Raw genomic sequence first — 3,622 nt, 5'->3', positions numbered from 1 at the left:
TTTTTAATACTCCCCCTAAGATCAACATAAAAAGTAGAATTCCAATTATTCCGAAATTCAAATAAGCATCCCCGAATATACCTACGTTAGGGCTAAAGTCTCTACCAAATACTTTTTGTGCTACTAAATAAACCGGATTAGTACCATATGGATTATCAATGATAAAAGAAAGGAAAGATGCGGACAGCTTATATTTCGTCATGTTCTCATAAAAATCAAAATATAAAAAATGTAACTGTGCAGGAACATAAAATAACCTTCTTAAAAAGAGCGATAACATATTTGGGTTGTTAGAAATACTGTACAAAATATATAAAATACTTAGTGAAAATATTAAGGCAGATGTGATAAAAAATAATATATTATTCTGATAACCTTTTTTAAAGAAATAATAAATTCCAAAAATAAGAATAGGCGCAAAAAGATAACTCTTATGTCCTGTCATTGCAAAAATTGAAATTTGTAAAATTAAAGAAATAACAACTAATATTCTATTTTTCCTGATCAATCCATAAATCAACAAGAACATATTTGTTATATGCGCTTGCCAAGGCAATAAATAATCCATTAACCAATTATCACTACTAGCGTTAAATTCTTCTCTAGTTGAATAAACATCTGATAGATCAAAATTTATTCTTTGTAGACCACCAGTAACGATTAAAAAAACATAAACAATGATGGTTAAGAAAAATAATATTAAAAATGATAAATTTTTTCCCTCTTTTAAAGTAGGAAGTTTTAGCATTGGGGTTTTTACTAGAATATAAAAAAGTAATAAAAATGACAGTGAAATGGTTAGAAAAAATTCTCGTGAATGATCCTGTAACCAATACAGTGATGAAATAGGTAATAATAAATTGATAAACAGTACATATAMTACAATTTTGCTTGGATAACTTAGATTTTCTAATTTAATTATAAAAATACTTAAGATGAAAACTACTAGGTAAGATTCGAATAATTTAAAGATTGATATCTTTATAGTAAACCCTTCATATTCAAATACTGGATTTACAAATAAAAAGTAACCGTATTCCAATAGCATTTTAAAAACGATTAATACKAATAGTGTATATAGATATTTTTTTTTAAATGTAATATTACTAATAGACAGATCACATCCTCACATAGTTCTGTATTTAAGGAAAATTCTCCACCTAAAAATTTTGGTGATGTAAAATCATTGATGAAGTAATCCTTCCAGAATTCTTATCAATTTTTCCTTTAAAGAGCCATCCTGACCACCAATCTATAAAATTATAGTAACTGTTCAAGCTTTCTAGTTAACACTTTAAAATCATAGTCTTGTGCGGCTTTTAATGCATTTTGACTATAAATTGCAACTTCATCCTGAGGCATATTAGACAGGTTAATAATGGCTTCCGCAAGCTGATTCGTACTAGCATTATCGATCACAATGCCACATTGATATTTTCGAATGAGATCGTACCCATATTCACAACCTGAAAGCGTTGGTTTCCCACTTGCAAAGTATTCAAACATTTTATTCACACTCGTACCAAACCGTTTGAGCCCGTTTTGTGAAAAAAGCTGCACAATATTTAAATCGGACTTACTGAGAACATACGGGATRTGATTTTTATCGACAAACCCTTTAAATTGAATGTTTTTAATTCCATGATCAACACAATATTTTTCTAAATTCTCTTTCTCTGTTCCTCGCCCATAAATTAAAAACTTTATATGATTAACACCTTTTTTCTGGATGATTTCTGCAATTTCTACAACTAGATCTACATTGTTTGCCTTCCGAATCGATCCAGTGTACACAACCTTAAACAGTTTGGGGTTGTTTAAATCAGGATCCACTACTATATAACGCTTTATATTTTCAGTGAAACGCTCTAAATCAACACCATTATTAATGTGATGCACTTTCGTTAAATCAATCGGTCCGCCGAGTTCTTTGTTCCACCCTCGTTCAATTATGTAATCCTTCCCACCCTCCATCGTAAAAATCAATTTGTCACACTTTTTATAAATCCATCTTTCCCCACGATATAGCAGATTGGTGACTAAGCTATTTCTTTTTATCGAGTCATATTCGATTAAGGACTCAGGCCATAGATCCCGCACTTCACAAACACAAGGAATGCCAAACTTTTTCGCGAGTTTAATGCCCGCTATTAAAGTTAGCGGATGAACACTTGAAGCGAGGATCACATCAGGCTTCCCGTGAATTTTTGCAACCTCTTTTGCGACGGGGAACAGATTTCGATAGAATACGATCATGTTTTTAATTCGTTGTTTGCCATTTCCGACGTAACTAGGTGTTTTGATAAAAACATAGGGAATGCCATTTACTTCATTTGTTTTGTATTTTTTACTTCCTGTATCAATATTCTCGTCTGTATTATGAAGAGTGCTTGCACAAAAAATGGTAGCTTGATGTCCTTGGCGGATTAAGTTTTCAGCAAACCAAAAATGCCGTCCCCCTAGGTCTTTAAACGTATCGGTGGCATAATGATTGAAGATCCAAATGTTCTTTTTCATTTTTTTGAGGCTCCCCACAGTTTTTTGATTGTGTCCACGACTCTTCCCAAGTCCTCATCGGTCATTTTTGTATCAGATGGCAAACAGACACCATTTTCAAATAACTTTTCTGATACATTGGCTCCTATAAAATCGTATTTCGCGAAGTATGGTTGCAAGTGCATCGGCTTCCAAGTTGGCCTTGATTCAATGTTTTCTTTTTCAAGAGCTTTCATAATGTCTAGTGGACGAACTTGTCCGCTTAGAGTCAAGGCAGTTAACCAATAGTTCGGTTCATTCCAATCGTGAATGGGCATAAACTCCACACCATCCAGGCCGCTTAACTCTTTTTGATAAAATTCAAAAATGTATTTTTTCTTTGCCACTCGTTGTTCTAGCACTCTCAACTGACCTCGACCAATTCCGGCAACGACATTACTCATCCGGTAATTAAATCCTAATTCACTATGCTGATAGTGCCTTGCTGGATCTCGACTTTGTGTAGCCCAGAATCGAACCTTGGCAATCCTCTCCGCATTGTCCGAAACTATCATCCCGCCGCCTGAAGAAGTAATAATTTTGTTCCCATTAAAAGAAAAAACACCATAGTCTCCAAAAGTCCCAGTATGCGTACCTTTGTAGTAGGTTCCAAGCGATTCAGCCGCATCTTCAATCAACGCAACCTGATGTTTTTTGCAAAGCCGGGCGATCGGGTCCATATTCGCCGATAACCCATATAAATGTACGACTATGACAGCTTTCACCTTCGGATATTTCTGGAACGCTTCTTCTAATGCGGTAGGACTCATATTCCACGTTTCCGCATCACTATCAATAAAAACTGGAGTGGCATTTTGATAAATGATGGGATTGGCCGTCGCCGAAAAAGTTAACGACTGACAGAAAACAATATCTCCTTGCTCGACGCCAGCTGCTTTTAGAGCCAAATGAAGAGCTGCCGTTCCTGATGAAAGGGCCGCTGCAGATGTACTTCCCACTTTTTCAGCCAGCTCTTTCTCAAACAGATCGACATTTGCCCCGAGTGGTGAAATCCAATTCGTATCAAAGGCCTCTTGAACAAATGCCAGCTCAAACCCTTCCTCACTCATATGTGGCGATGAAAGAT

Annotated in this window: 3 protein-coding genes; all 3 read right to left on the bottom strand. The window is 35.1% G+C overall.

Annotated features, from left to right (window positions below; translation table 11 throughout):
• The coding region (locus tag AC1DSL_RS16375; RefSeq protein ID WP_477533007.1) for an O-antigen polymerase at positions 1-1,048 on the bottom strand (1,048 nt) is incomplete at its 3' end.
• 212 nt (positions 1,049-1,260) lie between these two features.
• On the bottom strand, positions 1,261-2,517 hold the full coding sequence (locus AC1DSL_RS16370; protein WP_477533006.1) for a glycosyltransferase family 4 protein: 1,257 nt from the start codon (positions 2,515-2,517) through the stop codon (positions 1,261-1,263).
• A partial coding sequence (locus tag AC1DSL_RS16365; protein WP_477533005.1) for a DegT/DnrJ/EryC1/StrS family aminotransferase occupies positions 2,514-3,622 on the bottom strand: 1,109 nt, incomplete at its 5' end. The genes AC1DSL_RS16365 and AC1DSL_RS16370, both read right to left, overlap by 4 nt.

It is taken from the genome of Paenisporosarcina sp. P4_D4 (genome assembly GCF_056401835.1).
This window is presented reverse-complemented; position numbering and strand designations above follow the sequence as displayed.